The organism is Pseudoalteromonas sp. NZS11, assembly GCF_015864765.1.
Lineage (GTDB): Bacteria > Pseudomonadota > Gammaproteobacteria > Enterobacterales > Alteromonadaceae > Pseudoalteromonas > Pseudoalteromonas arctica.
On record NZ_JADYWP010000005.1, the window covers coordinates 206,837 to 221,207 of the forward strand.

General features: G+C 39.1%; 14 protein-coding genes and 1 riboswitch. Of the genes, 3 read left to right on the top strand and 11 right to left on the bottom strand.

Features of this window, described 5'->3' with window-relative positions:
• Positions 1-192 precede the first annotated feature (192 nt).
• The 3 genes from I6E82_RS13015 to yaaA form a co-directional block, all read right to left on the bottom strand.
• The gene (locus tag I6E82_RS13015) at positions 193-2,163 is read right to left on the bottom strand and encodes a methyl-accepting chemotaxis protein (protein ID WP_197118057.1); all 1,971 of its coding nucleotides are present in this window, start codon (positions 2,161-2,163) and stop codon (positions 193-195) included.
• Between the two features lie 362 nt (positions 2,164-2,525).
• A complete protein-coding gene (locus I6E82_RS13020) occupies positions 2,526-3,482 on the bottom strand; it encodes a mechanosensitive ion channel family protein (protein ID WP_197118058.1) in 957 nt (318 codons plus the stop codon).
• 121 nt (positions 3,483-3,603) lie between these two features.
• Positions 3,604-4,383: a peroxide stress protein YaaA gene (yaaA, locus tag I6E82_RS13025; RefSeq protein ID WP_197118059.1), complete on the bottom strand. Its 780-nt coding sequence runs from the start codon at positions 4,381-4,383 to the stop codon at positions 3,604-3,606.
• Positions 4,384-4,607: 224 nt separating this feature from the next.
• On the opposite strand from yaaA, the gene tal reads away from it, so the two are divergent.
• Positions 4,608-5,558 (top strand): transaldolase, encoded by a 951-nt coding sequence (tal, locus tag I6E82_RS13030; protein ID WP_010553269.1) that lies wholly within the window; start codon positions 4,608-4,610, stop codon positions 5,556-5,558.
• 222 nt (positions 5,559-5,780) lie between these two features.
• Complete coding sequence (locus tag I6E82_RS13035) at positions 5,781-5,969, top strand: DUF3545 family protein (protein WP_007583746.1); 189 nt, start codon at positions 5,781-5,783, stop codon at positions 5,967-5,969.
• A 107-nt stretch (positions 5,970-6,076) separates the two neighbouring features.
• Here the strand turns inward: I6E82_RS13035 and ung are convergent, their stop codons facing one another.
• The 8 genes from ung to I6E82_RS13075 all read right to left on the bottom strand — a co-directional run bounded on the left by ung (position 6,077) and on the right by I6E82_RS13075 (position 13,905).
• The gene (ung, locus tag I6E82_RS13040; protein WP_197118060.1) at positions 6,077-6,739 is read right to left on the bottom strand and encodes a uracil-DNA glycosylase; all 663 of its coding nucleotides are present in this window, start codon (positions 6,737-6,739) and stop codon (positions 6,077-6,079) included.
• Positions 6,736-7,596: a cobalamin-binding protein gene (locus I6E82_RS13045; protein ID WP_197118061.1), complete on the bottom strand. Its 861-nt coding sequence runs from the start codon at positions 7,594-7,596 to the stop codon at positions 6,736-6,738. Before I6E82_RS13045 ends, ung begins: the two co-directional genes overlap by 4 nt.
• Entirely contained in the window at positions 7,596-8,195 is a 600-nt protein-coding gene (gene cobO / locus I6E82_RS13050) for a cob(I)yrinic acid a,c-diamide adenosyltransferase (protein WP_007376484.1), read from the bottom strand. The genes I6E82_RS13045 and cobO overlap by 1 nt, the downstream gene beginning before the upstream one ends.
• Positions 8,188-9,672: a cobyric acid synthase gene (locus I6E82_RS13055; protein WP_197118062.1), complete on the bottom strand. Its 1,485-nt coding sequence runs from the start codon at positions 9,670-9,672 to the stop codon at positions 8,188-8,190. The genes cobO and I6E82_RS13055 overlap by 8 nt, the downstream gene beginning before the upstream one ends.
• A 4-nt stretch (positions 9,673-9,676) precedes the next feature.
• Positions 9,677-10,681: a FecCD family ABC transporter permease gene (locus tag I6E82_RS13060; RefSeq protein ID WP_197118063.1), complete on the bottom strand. Its 1,005-nt coding sequence runs from the start codon at positions 10,679-10,681 to the stop codon at positions 9,677-9,679.
• Position 10,682: 1 nt separating this feature from the next.
• Positions 10,683-11,495 (bottom strand): ABC transporter ATP-binding protein, encoded by an 813-nt coding sequence (locus tag I6E82_RS13065; RefSeq protein ID WP_197118064.1) that lies wholly within the window; start codon positions 11,493-11,495, stop codon positions 10,683-10,685.
• 245 nt (positions 11,496-11,740) lie between these two features.
• A riboswitch (cobalamin riboswitch) is annotated at positions 11,741-11,890 on the bottom strand.
• A 43-nt stretch (positions 11,891-11,933) separates the two neighbouring features.
• Complete coding sequence (locus I6E82_RS13070) at positions 11,934-12,866, bottom strand: porin (RefSeq protein WP_002961381.1); 933 nt, start codon at positions 12,864-12,866, stop codon at positions 11,934-11,936.
• Positions 12,867-13,032: 166 nt separating this feature from the next.
• On the bottom strand, positions 13,033-13,905 hold the full coding sequence (locus I6E82_RS13075; protein ID WP_010553277.1) for a LysR family transcriptional regulator: 873 nt from the start codon (positions 13,903-13,905) through the stop codon (positions 13,033-13,035).
• 91 nt (positions 13,906-13,996) lie between these two features.
• Between I6E82_RS13075 and I6E82_RS13080 the strand changes: the two genes are divergently transcribed.
• Positions 13,997-14,371, top strand: a complete 375-nt coding sequence (locus tag I6E82_RS13080; protein ID WP_197118065.1) for a DUF413 domain-containing protein — start codon at positions 13,997-13,999, stop codon at positions 14,369-14,371.

Sequence of the window (14,371 nt, forward strand, 5' to 3'; positions counted from 1 at the left end):
GTTGGAAGTTTGTAATTTACGAGCTCGTCGGTTGCAAAGTGTCTCACCAACTCTAATATTTATTTATGCGCGTGCACTATTTGGCACGCGCTTATTCACGTCTTTTATGGTACGTCCCTGTAACATCCTACCGTAGTTATATCTGTATGATTAGCGGCATTAAATCAAAGATTTCTAAATTAATGGAGTAAGTTAAAGACTAAACTTTTGGGCCTCATCATTTAAACCGTTTGCCATTCTAGACAATTCGCTACTTGACTGTGCAATATCTCTAACTGCCTGCTCGGTCTCTGATATACCCATATTTATGACACCTATATTTCGTGATATTTCATCGATGGTGGTTGCCTGCTGCTCAGAGGCGGTTGCAATTTGAACAACCATATCAAAAATTTCATCTACTGCTTTGCCTACATTACTATTGATTAAGTTTGCTTTCTTAGCTATTTCCTGAACTTGAATTGTTTGTCCTACATTGTCTGTCATTGCTTGAACAGCTGCGTTACTGGCACTCACAACAGCTTCAATGATCACTTCAACCTCCATTGTAGACTCTTGCGTAGACTTAGCTAAGCTTCGTACTTCATCAGCAACAACAGCAAAACCACGCCCTTGTTCACCAGCTCTAGCTGCTTCAATTGCTGCGTTCAAAGCAAGTAAATTAGTCTGATCAGCTATCTTTTTAATAACGCCTAATACATTCACTATTTTTTCTGAATTATGCTTCAACTCCGTCACTTCATGTGCTGATTTTTTTGTAGCTTCTCCAAGAGAAACAAGTGCGTTGTAAGTACTATCATTATTTTCAGAGCCTTCTCGAGCCATTCTTTGAATATTTTCACATAATAATGATGCACTAGCAGTTGTACTCGCTATCTCTTTTACTGTTTCAGTCATTTCGGTAGTGGCGGCTGCAACTTGTATAGTTTGTGCTTGCTGCTCGGTAACTGCTAAGCTAGTTTGCTCAGTAACTGAGGCAAGCTCTGTTGCTGTACTGCCTTGCTGAACTGCAACGTTAGATAATTCACCAATCATTTTTCTGAGATTTTCTAACATGGTATGCAATGCAACTTGTAGCATGCCTACCTCATCGTGTGAATTAACTTCGATATTACTGCTAAGATCTCCTGCCGCCACTTTTTTAGCAAAAGTGGAAGCTACAATTATTGGAGTCGCTATTTTTCGAGAAAAGAAAACACCAATAAATACAACAACAATTGCAGCTACTATTATAGAAATCACACTAAAAAGCACAGTCTGATGGACTGGTGCAAATGCTTCTGATTCGTCAATTTCACTTAATATAATCCAGCTGAAATCTCCAATCTTTATACTATCGAAGGCAGAAAGTACGTTATTTCCATTATAATCTTTTATTATTTTAGTACCATGTTGAGCATTTAAAGCTAAATTTACAGCCTCTGTATCAGCACCATTATTTGTTACAGTTCCTGCAAAACTTGCTTTGAGTGAATGTCCTTCAGGGTCAAGATATGAATCAGAACGCATTAGCTTATCTTCTCCAACTAGGTAACTCTCACCAGTTTCTCCCATCCCTTCGCGAACACCCATTATTTGATTAGTCCCTTTGCTCGAAAGCTGCAAAGCAACTATTGTATCGCTACCATCAACAGGTATAGCAATAAACGCAGCGGGTTCTCCATTACTTGGTGCATACGGTTTGTAATCAGCAATACTAAAACTTTTAGATTGTTTAACCTCTTTAATTAAATCTCCTAAATTTGAACTCGCATATTTCCCTTGTAATATGTTTGTTTGATAATCAGATTCTCTAGCTTGAGTGTAATAAATAAGCCCATTGTTATTAATTAAAAACACATCGTAATAGTCATACTTCTGTATATATTCTGTAAAAAAGCGATCATAGTTGTCTTCCTCAAGCTGCGGAACAATCAAAGCCAAAAGCTCAATATCTGCCCTTTTTTGATTAAAATAATTTTCGATCTGAGTTTTTTTTATTTGATTAATCGCCTCAAGCGACTGAGATATATTGTATTCGACGCGTGATTTTGATTGTAATGTAGAAATTGTAGTAATTATGAGGGCGGGTATTATCCCTACGAGTAGGAAAATTAATGTTAGCTTAGTTTTTAAACTCCAGTGACTCGTTTGAAAAGCTGAATTTTCTTTCTTGCTTGGCATTTGTATTTACTAAATAAAGAGCAGTTAAGTTAAATCTAGCCTACCAAAAGCTAAAAATAAATTTATTTATTCAAAAACCTCGAATTTACAAGGGGAAACAAACAAAAAAGGAACATAAAACCACTAAAATGCATTTATTATCCAAACACCTCGTTGTTTATGTATTTGTAATGGTTACAAGTTTATTTATTGCGCTCTTATTGGAAAATGATAATTTATACTTATATGAAAGGACTTAACTTTAAAATTAGAAATATCCTTTATTTTATAAAATGTCTAAAAAGCGCATTTTTACTCTGTAAAAATGCGCTGTTGGTAAGTAACTATTTCCCAATGCTTTTGCCTAATGAGCTTTAACTAAATTACTCACTTTGGCTAGAGTCAGTACCGTCGCTACTGTCTTTATTTGGTGACTGCTGGCTTATTTTATCGCTAATCATAGCATCGAGTTTTTCGCCCCCTTTAATACCAAAATCTAAAGTGCGAATTGGGAATGGAATGCTAATGTCCGCCTCGTCTAGTGCTTGCTTAACGGCAACTATACCTTTATGGCGTACCGTCATAAAGTCAGGCTCGCCTGGGTATTTAATCCAAAACCACACCAGTAAGTTGATGCTGCTGTCACCAAAGCCTTCAGCGTATACGGCGGTTTCGTCTTTGCGTATTACAAAGTCAAATTCGTTAATTTTTTCGACTATAACGTCTTTTGCTTTTTCTATGTCATCGCCGTACGAAATACCTACAGGTACTTCTATACGTCTAATACCTAGCGTGGTGTAATTTTTTAGTACATTTCTAAATAAGACTTTGTTTGGTACAAGTATTAGTTGCCCGTAAAAGCTCTCTATTAGCGTGTTACGTAGGTTTATAGAATGTATCGAACCAAACACATCATCGGTTTCTATTACATCCCCTGTTTTAAATGGCTTACGTACACCCATTGCTATACCAGCTATTAGGTTTTCGGTCATGTCTTGAAACGCAAAACCAATGGCTAAACCCACAATACCTGCACCAGCAAGTAGCGAAGTAACGGTGCCTTTTAAGCCAACAAAATCGAGCGCTATAAATAAACCTATGCACAACACAATAACTTTAAAAATTGACGCCATTAAGTCGGCAATTTGTTTTGAGTCGAGTGAGCGGCGTAATACGTTTTTCATCAGCTTGCCAGCAAAGCGTGCCAATATTGAAAACACAATTGCGATCAGTATCGCAACTATAAAATTAGGGATATGGCTGATAACAATATCAAACCAGCCTCCGAGCTTTTCTTCTATTAGTTTTTCGGCTTCGTCAATTGACGGAATGCTGATCATTTTATTTGCACCTATTTAATTAGTGTTCTCATTAATATTAGATGAGATTGCAAATATAACGCCAACATCAAAAAAGCCATGCAATGCATGGCTTTTAAATTTTTTATTTAAGCTTATAAACCTAATTTTGTTCGTCGCGCATAAATACCGGCTCAAGCTCTTTAACTGTTGCCTCTGGGCTAAAGTAATAACCTGCTACCGTAAACTCTTTAAGTTGGCTTAACTGCGTTACTTTATTTTCGATAATGTAGCGCGCCATCATGCCGCGTGCTTTTTTAGCATAAAAGCTGATTACTTTATATTGACCGTTTTTACAATCTTTAAAGTGAGGGGTAATAATTTGTGCATTAAGCGCTTTTTTATCAACCGCTTTAAAGTATTCGTTTGAAGCAAGGTTAACTAAGTATTGTGCGTCTTGTGCTTTTAATACGTCGTTTAGTTTATTCGCTATTACGCTGCCCCAAAACTCATATAAGTTTTTACCACGTGAGTTTTCAAGCTTAGTGCCCATTTCAAGACGGTAAGCTTGCATTAAATCAAGTGGTTTTAATAAGCCGTATAAACCCGAGAGTATACGTAAATGGTTTTGTGCGTAATCAAGCTCAGTTGCCGTTAGTGTACTTGCATCTAAACCGCCGTATACATCGCCGTTAAAGGCAAGTGCGGCTTGTTTAGCATTACTTTGTGTAAACGGCTGCGCCCACTCACTAAAGCGTGCTGCGTTAAGCCCAGAAAGCTTATCGCTAATTTTCATTAAACTGCCAATTTGCGCTGGTGTTAGTTCACGGCATACTTTCATGAGCTCTTCGCTGTGCTCTAGTAATTCAGGCTGAGTGAACTTGTCTGTTGCGGGTGGCGTTTCGTAATCAAGATTTTTTGCAGGTGAAATAACAGTGATCATAGTTAGCTATTGACTTGTAATTTATTTAGTGTCAATTTCAACATTAAATGAAACGAAAAGCACGTTTTGTTTAAATAAATCCTCTCTTAAAATCCATGCATAGCCGTTTTTTTATTGATCAGGACATAAGACCTATCAAGCATTGTCACACTGTTGCAGTATGGATTGAATATATTAAGAGTGATTAGATTTTTCTTTTAACTTGCTTGGAATGAGGAAAGCAAATGACTTCAGCTCTACAAAGGCTAAAACAACATTCATCTATTGTGGCCGATACTGGTGATATTGAAGCGATTAAAAAGCATCAACCAGAAGATGCAACTACAAACCCGTCACTTTTATTAAAAGCGAGCGAGATTGAAGCATATAAGCCTTACCTAGATAAAGCTTGGAGCTACGCAAAAGAAACCGAGCAAGAGCCAGCTAAACAACTTGAACTAGCATGTGATTACTTTGCCGTATTACTAGGTAAAGAAATTAGCGCTATTGTACCTGGTTATATTTCTACTGAAGTAGATGCACGCCTTTCGTTTAATACGCAAGCTACGATTGATAAAGCACATACCCTACTTAGCCTTTACGAAAAAGAAGGTGTAAGCAAAGACAAAATTTTAATTAAAGTAGCGTCTACATGGGAAGGTATTAAAGCCGCTGAGCAGCTAGAAAAAGAAGGGACTAAATGTAACCTTACTTTATTATTTAGCGATGCCCAAGCTCGCGCGTGTGCCGATGCAAACGTATTTCTAATTTCGCCATTTGTTGGCCGTATTTTAGATTGGCACGTTGCTAACGGTATGGAAAAACCAACCGATCCGCTACAAGATCCAGGTGTTCAGTCTGTACGCAGCATTTTTGAATTTTACAAACGCCATAACTACAAAACAGTTGTGATGGGTGCAAGTTTCCGTAATACAGGCGAAATTATTGCACTTACAGGTTGTGACAAGCTAACTATTAGCCCTAATCTTTTAGAAGATTTAGGTAACCTTGAAGGCGCACAAGAATATTTGCTTGAAAGCGATGTTCCACAAGAGCCAAAACCAGAGCCATTAACAGAAGCACAGTTCCGTTGGTTACATAACCAAGATGCTATGGCTACTGAAAAACTAGCTGAAGGTATTCGCTCTTTTGCTGATGCACAAGAACAACTAGAGGCGCGCTTTAAAGCAATGTAATTTGCTATAATCGTGTTTTAAAAACGTCGCAATAGCGGCGTTTTTTATGCCTAAAATACGCTACCCCTCTATATAATCTTCATATCGACTTCATATAATCCTCGTATAAACCTTCATCAATTAATCACACTTATGTAACATAACTGTCACTTTTTTATTCTATTTTAACTAGGCCTGTGGTATAGGTATTCTTGAGGTCAATAAAATCAATAGGAGAAGTTCATGGATAGCCTAAACGATATATTAGAGATATTAGAAGGACCAGATACAACAAGGAAAACCTCTCAGAAAAATAAAAAAAGAAAATGGCGTGAAATAGAAGCAATAAAAGACAAACAGCGCCTACGTAAAGAACTACAAGAACTAGACTACTTTACAGACAGTATTGCAATTGAAGAGCTCGACTTTTAATTCAATACGCCCCAACTAAACAAAAAGGCTTCCGATATATGGAAGCCTTTTTTAATGCGCTGAAAATAGCTGTATGAGATAAATTTATTATTCAGAGCTCAGGTTATTTACACCTGCCAGTTAATCGGTTTTTCACCTTGGGCTTGTAATAGTTCATTCGTTTTTGAAAAATGCTGACAGCCAAAAAAGCCTCTATGCGCCGAAAGCGGTGATGGGTGCGGCCCTTTTAAAACATAATGGCGAGCGCTATCTATGCCTTTACCTTTTTTTTGTGCATGTGCACCCCATAAAATAAATACCACACCTTCGCAGTGTTTATTAATATGCGCTATTACATTATCGGTAAATTGCTCCCACCCTAAATGCTTATGAGAATGCGCTTGCCCTTGCTCAACGGTCAATACTGTATTGAGTAAAAACACGCCCTGATCTGCCCAGCTTTGCAGGTACCCATGTTCAGGAACAGCAAAACCGCTGACATCGGTAGCTAACTCTTTGTACATATTTTTAAGCGACGGCGGCAGCTTTTTTACATCAGGCAATACCGAAAAACACAAGCCATGCGCTTGCCCTTCTCCGTGGTATGGGTCTTGTCCTAAAATTACAACGCGGATGTCATTTAGTGCTGTGGCATCAAAAGCACTAAATACTTGAGGTTCAGGCGGATAAACAGCAACACCTTCATTGCGGCGATTAGCCACATACTCTAACGTTTCCTGCATGTAAGGTTGCTGTAATTCACTTTCTAAAAATGTAGCCCAATCGCTCATTGTGTACTCTTAATCTGTTTACGTGATGCATCTATTTTATCACACATATCCGCGAGTCCATCTAGCATGCGCGGAGTAAAACGATGTAATAAATCGGCATTTACGCTAATAAATTGATCATTTTTAACAGCGGGCACTTCTGGCCACTTTTGCCAATTAACAACCGGCTGTGGTGTTTTTGATTTTTCATCAGGGATAATAATAACTTGTGGCTTAGTAACAATGACATTTTCGATACTAATTTGTGGGTAATCTGTAACGCTCTGTGCAAATACATTACTTACATGGCATGTTTCAATCAGTTGGCTTATCCATGTATTTTTACTTACTGTCATCATGGGCTCAGCCCATAACTGATAAAACCCGGTAATATTTTTTTTATCTTGCTGGCTTTTAACAATACCATTTAGCTTATGTTTAAATGCGCTTGCCGCTTGCTGGCTTTGCTTAATGTTCCCTGTAAATTCACCAAAAGTAAGTAACTCGTCGGCTACACCAGCGATTGTGGCCGGGTTACTTAAATATACTTTTATGCCCAGGCGCTCTATTTGGGCTAAATCTTCGCTTTGATTTCCGCTTTTCCACGCAATTACTAAATCAGGTTTAAGCGCCAATACTTTTTCAAGCGAGATACCGTAATAACCGCCTATGCGCTCAATACTTTGGGCCTCAGCAGGGTAGTCGGCGTAATCAACTGTGCCCACAATATTATCGCCCGCCCCTATGGCAAATAGGTTTTCGACTATATGTGGTGCAAGCGCGATTATGCGCAGCTTTTTAGAATCATTATCCTGCTCTGCAAGTGCACTGCCCGATACACTAAAAAGCAGCAGCCCAATAAAAAACGCTTTAAGCATTAGTAATCAAACCCTTCTAGCGCTTTTATGCCTGAGTCGAATGCGTGTTTTACATTACGCACTTCGCTTACAGTGTCGGCAAGGTCGGTTAAAGTACGATGCGCTGCACGCCCTGTAATAATAACTGACTGCATTGGTGGGCGGTTATTAAGCGCTGTTACCACTTCATCTAAATCAACGTAGCCGTAGGTCACCATATACGTAAGCTCATCGAGTAATACTAAATCAATACTGCTATCTGCAAGCATGCGTTTTGACTCTTGCCATGTTGCTTGGGCGGCTGCGGTATCGGCTTCTTTATTTTGCGTATCCCAGGTAAAACCGGTGTTCATTACAACAAACTCAACGCCTGCACCTTGTAATAAATTACGCTCGCCACATTCCCATGTACCTTTAATATATTGGCAAACGGCTGCTTTTTTACCATGCCCTACGCAGCGTGCTACAACGCCAAAACCCGAGGTTGATTTACCTTTACCATTGCCGGTAATTACCTGAAAAATACCTTTTACATCTTGTGCTGCAGCAACGCGCGCATCCACTTGTTCTTTTACTTTTTGTTGGCGCTGCTTGTGCTTATCGTTGTTTTGTTCAGTCATTATTGTGTCCTTCATAAATCGAGATAATTTGCTGTATGTTTAAATGCGTTTCGCACATGGTTGCTAATCGTTCTAACTGCTGCTCGCGATGAGTGGCAATACTAATTGGGTTAATTGAGGCGCTTGGTTTTACCCATTTTAAAATTTGCGATGTAGCATCGGCTTCATCAAATAAACCATGTAAATAGGTGCCCGCAATGGCGTTATCATCGCTAATAAAGCCATCGAACATAAAACCATGTGGATGGCTTTCATCAAAGGTTAAAAATGGCTTATCAAGCGCTGCACCTTGGCTAATTCCTGCATGTATTTCGTAACCACTACAGGGTGTTGATTGGTTATTTAAAAGCAGTGTAGCGGTTATTTTAGTTAATACTTTTTGTGCTGTTAGCGTGGTTTCAAAGTCGCATAGAGCAAGCCCATTCACTTGTTTTAATGACGATTCAATACCATCGGGATCGTTGATTGTATTGCCCAGCATTTGCATGCCGCCACAAATGCCAAGTACTTTGCCACCATAGCGTAAGTGGCGCTTAATTTGAGTGTCCCAGCCTTCATTTTTCAAAAAGTTTAAATCACCCAGCACATTTTTACTGCCTGGGAGAATTATCAGATCAACGTCTGGGATCGTTTGGGTATGGCGCACATAATTTATATTAATGTTTGGGTGCAAACGCAGTGCATCAAAATCGGTGTGGTTACTAATATGGGGAACAAGTAGCACTGCAATATTAATTGTGGCGTTGGTTACATTATTATCAATTGCGACGGCGTCTTCGGCATCAAGCGCGAGGTCGTGCAAATAAGGTAATACGCCAAGCACGGGTTTGTTTGTGTATTCTTCAAGCCAATCAAGCCCGCCTTGCAGCAAACCTATATCGCCTCTGAAGCGGTTTATAACAAAGCCTTTTACACGCGCCTGTTCTGACTCGCTTAACAACGCAAGCGTACCTACCAAATGTGCAAACACACCACCTTTATCAATATCGGCAATAATAATGACAGGACAATCTACCTCTTCGGCGTAACCCATATTGGCAATATCGTTTTCACGCAGGTTTATTTCAGCAGGACTCCCCGCTCCTTCAACAAGGAGTAAATCAAAACGTTTAGCTAAGCGGTTATGTGAGGTAATTACTGCATCCATCGCCACTTTTTTATAGTCGTGATATTTGCCCGCTTCCATATTGCTAATGGCTTTTCCGTGAATAATCACTTGTGCGCCCGTATCGCTATTAGGTTTAAGCAATATGGGATTAAAATCTATTTCGGGCTCGACTTTAGCGGCTATTGCTTGCAAGGCTTGCGCACGGCCAATTTCTCCGCCATCTTTTGTTACCGCGCTATTAAGTGCCATATTTTGTGGTTTAAAAGGCGCAACCTTTACTCCACGCTTAGCAAACACTCTGCAAAGGGCTGCAACTAGGGTGCTTTTACCAGCATCTGATGTAGTGCCTTGAACCATTAAGGTTTTCATGGAATTACACCCTTCGCTTTCTAAAAAACAATAAACTTAAAAAGAACACGCTACCAATAGCAGCGGTTATAACACCTACAGGTAACTCTTGGTTTTTTAGCAAGGAGCGCGAAAGTACATCAACCCACACCATAAATGTACCGCCCACTAAGCTGGTTACTAGCAATCCCGCGATGGTGCCTTGGGAGATAAAAAAGCGCACAATATGCGGCACCATTAATCCTACAAACCCAATACCACCACACATAGCCACCAGCACAGCGGTAATTAATGAGCTCAAAACCAGCATGAGTATTCTAAAGCGCTGGACCCTCACACCTAATGTAATTGCGCTTTCATCGCCCAGCAACATAGCATTGAGCTGCCTTCTATAGCTCAGCATTACAAACGTACACAATGTAATTACCAATAAAGGTAACCAAAGCGTAGCCCACTGCGCACGAGCAAAGCTGCCCAGTGTCCAAAATAAAATAGCGGCTACCGCCTGAGGATCGCTCCAATAAAGCAACAAGCTGGTAAACGCACTAAATAAAAACGACAGAGCAACACCAGCTAATAACATTGATTCTACCTGTGCACTTTGCTGCCTACCTGCAATAAGTATTAATAAACTCATAGCGAGTAAGCTGCCCAGCAGTGCTGCTGCCGATAGCATAAAGCCTGCGCTAATGCCTGCTAATGCCATAAGTAACACCACACCAAATGAGGCACCCGACGATATACCAAACAAGTAAGGATCGGCTAAAGGGTTACGCGTTACCGTTTGTAAAATAAGCCCCGCAATTGCTAAGCCAGAGCCTGCTAAAAAGGCGAGTAATGTGCGTGGCATTCTTAGCTCGTAAATAATACGCGAATTAAAAGACGCATCATTTGAGAGTAAAAAGCTATTAAATACATCTTGAAGTGAGGTCTCTGCTGCGCCAAAACTAAGTGCTGCAAATAAGCTAAATAAAGCAGCTAAAGTACTTATAAAAAGCGCAAATGAGTGGCGATTATTAACTGCGCTCATATTATTCATAACCATAAAAGTAAGTGATATGAGGGATGCTATTTCCCGACTTCGATATTTGCGGGTGGTTATTTACTTGAGCGCAGACACCAAAAACGTCGCCTAGCATGTTTTCGGTTAATACCTCACTTGGCGTACCTGTATGTGTAATTTCACCGTTTTTAATAACCACTAGTTCATCGCACATTGCCGAGGCTAAGTTTAAATCATGAAACGATGCAAACACCGTTACACCCAACGATTTAGCAAGCTCCATTACCTGTATTTGGTATTTAACATCTAAATGGCTAGTTGGCTCGTCCATTATTAACAGTTGAGGTTGCTGGACTATGGCGCGGGCTATCAAGGCACGTTGTTTTTCACCGCCCGAAAGTGATTCAAAGCTTTGCTCACTATGATCTGCCAACCCTACGGTGTTGATAGCTTGGATGATTTTTTGTTTATCAATGTTAGTTACTGAGCTAAATAACGATTTATGAGGCGTTAGCCCAAGCGCAATAACGTCAAATACGCTTAAGTTAAATTGCGAGGGGGTTTCTTGTAAAACAACCGCTACTTTTTTTGCGTACTCATCGCTTTTTAGCTGCCAAATGTCGGTGTTGTTAAACTCCACCACGCCATCACTAGGTTTATTAAAGCGATATAAACAACGCAATAAGCTCGATTTACCTGCGCCATTAGGTCCAATTAAACCAACAAATTTACCTGTGGTTATTTTAAGGTTTATTTTTTTGAGAATCGTTTTATTGCCAATATCCCACGATACGTTTTTAACGTTTAGTAATGGTGTATTTAATGGCGTTTGAGTGTGCAATAGTCAGTCCTAGGCTAGGTTAAACTCACCAAAATGCGATAAAAATACTAATGCACTACAAGAAAAAATGAGTAAACCCGCTCGTTAAAAAAATTCATACCAATTGCATTAAATTAGTAAGCTATTATAGCGACAAATAAATAGCTTAATAACAAGGCGAAATTATGACATATAGTTGTTATATATGAATAATTTTGAACAAAGTTAGTAAGTTATTTAATTCGCTAGAAAGATCATGTTTTTAATAAAATTGGTATTATACCATTTGTATCTGACTTACAGCTCAGCTGCTTACAGTTGCGGGAACAGTCGAGGACTCGCACCTCATTCCAAATGAAGCTCTATTATGGGCGGCTAAGTAAATAATTTAAAGCAAAAAAAACCGCACTCAAAAGAGCGCGGTTAAAAAGGGAGTGTTTTAACTAATTTAGCGAATAGTTAAAACTTGTATTCCATACCTAAGCCTACGTAGTCTTGGTCAACGTTGTTGTCCATGTCGAAGCTTGAGTAAAAGCCAAATACTTTAATGTTTTTATTTAATTTGTGATCAAGACCAACTGATATTGCTGACTTATCGTCGCTGTCGTCAAAGTCCATGTCTTGGTATTGCACTTTAAATGTGTTGTTACCCATGCTGTAAGCTGCATTTAATAGGTAACCATCCGCTTCTGCGCTGCCGTCAACTTTTTCTTGTGTTTGGTACATTGCACCTAACTTAAAGTTTTCAACTTTACCTTGGATTGATGCACGTACTACATCGTAGCCATTTACTTCACTATCGGCTGCGATAGAGGCATATACTGCGCTCTTTTTAAGTGCAACGTCACCGTAAGTAACCGCCATTGAGTAACCGTTATCAGCGTCTACATCATCTTCAGCTACAAAAGTAGCAAGTACTTTAAAACCTTCGTATGAGTTTGATGAATAACTAACAGTATTACCTAAGCGGTTTTCACCTTTAAATACATTTTTAATGTCGCCTTCAAGATCGTTAAATAAATCTAACTTACCTTGAGATTGTTTAAGCGCAGTATCGTTACGACCAATAACCACTTGGCCAAACGCACCTTTTAAACCAACGTATTGGTTACGCGCAGAAATGTTGTCGTCGTTATCGCCTTTTGAATCAGCATCAGACACATCCACTTGAAACTCAAACTTATATACTGCTTCTAAACTATCATTTATTTTTTCAGAACCTTTAACACCAAGACGAGATGCATTACTTTTTATCTCAGTAAAAGACCCTTCGCCATCATCAGATGATTGCACTGTTACATTCGCTTTACCGTAAATGTCTACATCAGCAAGTGCATTAAAAGATAAACCACTTAATAGTGCTAAGCATAAGCTCGATTTTACAAATTTCATGTTATTTCCTTGGATAATCACAAAAGACTAATTTTTAAAACTGCTGCATTTTGTCACCGCTAAATGACAGTAATATTACAACGGAAATATTAATGTCTTTTTTTATTAATAAAAATGCATTAAATGTGAAATCAAAATAACATGAAAGCTTAATAAACGGCCGAACTTACTTACCTTGCTTTAATGACAAGCTTGGCGTCATTTGCGAAAGTAAATTAACTAAGGTTTCTATTAGCTCTTTTTGCTCGTTGTCTCTGTGATACGCTATAAATACGTCTCTTGAGGTGTTTTCTACCCCTTTAACATGAAACAACTCACCTTTTTCTAAATGCCCTTCAACCAATACTTGAGGTATAAATGCACTACCACCACATTGCAGTATTAAATCAAGTGCAATACGTCCCGTGCTGGTTCTAAAGTAAGGTGGCGTTTTTCCTGTAAACTGACGCGCATGCCAAAGAGAAAAAGTAGTTCCCCAATCCACATACACATATTGATTATCAAAAAAGTTTTCGTTCGTTGCGGTGTCGTATCCGCTTACTGGAATGATTGGCAACTCACAAATTCGCTCTACCACTAATTCATCTACTTTTGGTGGATCAAACAATATTGCCAAATCGAGAGTACGCTCTAATAAAAGTCGAGTGCTTTCTTGTTGTGCTTTAACTTCTGCAACCAACGACACGCCCGGCATCGCCGATACAATATTTGTTATACCAAACTGTAAAAAAGCATCCCAAATATTAGGCGTTCCTGCTAAGCTAATTTGCTTATGCATATTGTCGGCAAGTGCAACATCTACTTTGGCGCGCTGCATGCCCGTAATAATCATTTGTGCGTGCGGTAATAAGCGCTCGCCAGGTGCTGTAAGTTGAATATTATTACGCTGGCGAATAAACAAATTAACACCAAGCCCTTGCTCTAATTGGCGAATTCTAAAGCTCACTGCAGACTGCGTAATATAAAGGTTTTCGGCCGCTTTACCAAAGTGACGCGTACGCACTACTTCAACAAATGTTTTTAATAAATCGATATCCAATTTTTTATCCTCACGATAAAAATAATTTGTTTAATAAATTGCCAAACTTGCATCATACTCCAGCTAATTAATAGGGTATGAGGATAAAGCTATGAGCAATAACATTTCATTACTACGCCAAGCATTTGTTAGCCAACGTCAATTTTATGATGATCAGAATTTTCCACGTGGTTTTAGCCGCAGCGGAAACTTCACCTTATTAGAAGCCAGTATATTAGAACAACACGGTGTTGTTTTAAGAGGCTTATACAGTAAAACAATTGAGCCGCAAAACGAACATCAAGAACAGTTTGTAGCAGTAGTAACTGGCTCACAAGAACCTACTAACCCAATCGAACGTGCTTGGATAAAATACTTAAAGCTAACGACCTGTAAAACTAAGTTTCATACTTTATTTGGCCGCTCAAAAATGTCAGGACCGGCACCGATTAGCCAAGAGTATTATTCAGAAGCGGATAATCTGTAA

What these genes read in the sequence shown, in the direction of transcription:
- I6E82_RS13015 (WP_197118057.1), bottom strand. Translation starts at nt 2,163, where the DNA reads ATGCCAAGCAAGAAAGAAAATTCAGCTTTTCAAACGAGTCACTGGAGT.
- I6E82_RS13020 (WP_197118058.1), bottom strand. Translation starts at nt 3,482, where the DNA reads ATGATCAGCATTCCGTCAATTGACGAAGCCGAAAAACTAATAGAAGAA.
- yaaA (WP_197118059.1), bottom strand. Translation starts at nt 4,383, where the DNA reads ATGATCACTGTTATTTCACCTGCAAAAAATCTTGATTACGAAACGCCA.
- tal (WP_010553269.1), top strand. Translation starts at nt 4,608, where the DNA reads ATGACTTCAGCTCTACAAAGGCTAAAACAACATTCATCTATTGTGGCC.
- I6E82_RS13035 (WP_007583746.1), top strand. Translation starts at nt 5,781, where the DNA reads ATGGATAGCCTAAACGATATATTAGAGATATTAGAAGGACCAGATACA.
- ung (WP_197118060.1), bottom strand. Translation starts at nt 6,739, where the DNA reads ATGAGCGATTGGGCTACATTTTTAGAAAGTGAATTACAGCAACCTTAC.
- I6E82_RS13045 (WP_197118061.1), bottom strand. Translation starts at nt 7,596, where the DNA reads ATGCTTAAAGCGTTTTTTATTGGGCTGCTGCTTTTTAGTGTATCGGGC.
- cobO (WP_007376484.1), bottom strand. Translation starts at nt 8,195, where the DNA reads ATGACTGAACAAAACAACGATAAGCACAAGCAGCGCCAACAAAAAGTA.
- I6E82_RS13055 (WP_197118062.1), bottom strand. Translation starts at nt 9,672, where the DNA reads ATGAAAACCTTAATGGTTCAAGGCACTACATCAGATGCTGGTAAAAGC.
- I6E82_RS13060 (WP_197118063.1), bottom strand. Translation starts at nt 10,681, where the DNA reads ATGAGCGCAGTTAATAATCGCCACTCATTTGCGCTTTTTATAAGTACT.
- I6E82_RS13070 (WP_002961381.1), bottom strand. Translation starts at nt 12,866, where the DNA reads ATGAAATTTGTAAAATCGAGCTTATGCTTAGCACTATTAAGTGGTTTA.
- I6E82_RS13080 (WP_197118065.1), top strand. Translation starts at nt 13,997, where the DNA reads ATGAGCAATAACATTTCATTACTACGCCAAGCATTTGTTAGCCAACGT.